This is a genomic window from Deinococcus pimensis DSM 21231, assembly GCF_000519345.1.
GTDB classification, from domain to species: Bacteria; Deinococcota; Deinococci; order Deinococcales; family Deinococcaceae; genus Deinococcus_A; species Deinococcus_A pimensis.
In genome coordinates this window covers 106,471-107,209 of the sequence record NZ_KI912647.1, presented here as the reverse complement: position 1 = coordinate 107,209, position 739 = coordinate 106,471, and the positions used below count along the sequence as shown (strand labels likewise).

General features: G+C 76.7%; 1 protein-coding gene. It reads right to left on the bottom strand.

What is annotated here, in order from left to right; genetic code table 11:
• A partial coding sequence (locus tag DEIPI_RS31025) for an RNB domain-containing ribonuclease (protein ID WP_169737106.1) occupies positions 1–739 on the bottom strand: 739 nt, incomplete at both ends.

Genomic DNA, 739 nt, shown 5'->3' with positions numbered 1-739 from the left:
CGGCCTCTCGCCGGGCGCGGGCGGCCCGCGCGAAGCGGGTGAGCTCCACGAGGACGGGATCGCCCGTGAGGCGGTCCTGCGCCTCGCCGTACGTGAGGCGCGTGACGCGCACGAGGGTGGGGTGGATCTCGACGTGGCCGGTGGGTTCGAGGTCCCCGTCGAGGTCCACGGCGACGCTCAGGGCGGGGGAGACGTCGGTGAGGCCGAGGCCGAGCAGGCCGGTCGCGGCGGGCGGCAGCATGGGCGCGGTGAGCTCCGGGAGGTAGAGGGTGGCGCCGCGCCGCCGGGCCTCCGCGTCGAGGTCGCTGCCGTGCGGGACGAGCGCGGCGACGTCGGAGACGTGCACCCACAGGCGGTGGCCCTCCCCGGTGCGTTCGATGCTGAGGGCGTCGTCGGGGTCGCTGCTGCCCTCGTCGTCGATGGCGAGGGCGGTGAGATGAGTCAGATTCAGTCGGCCCGCCGCGTCCGTGAGCGCTGCCGCCTCCGGCAGGGGCAGGTCCACGGGGCGCGTGTCGGCGCCGTGCCGGGCGGGGTAGGGGTTGCGCGTCTCGTCCCAGACGTCGAGGGCGAGCAGCAGAGCGTGCGCGCTCTCGGGCGTCTCGGGGCGGCCGAGGGCCGCGAGGACCCTGGAGGTCTTCGTGCGGCCCAGCGCGAGCGCCTCGACGTCGCCGAGGCGTCGGGGGTCGGTGACCTCGCCGCGCCGCAGGGCCTCGACGAAGGCGTCCCAGGCGCGGGCCTG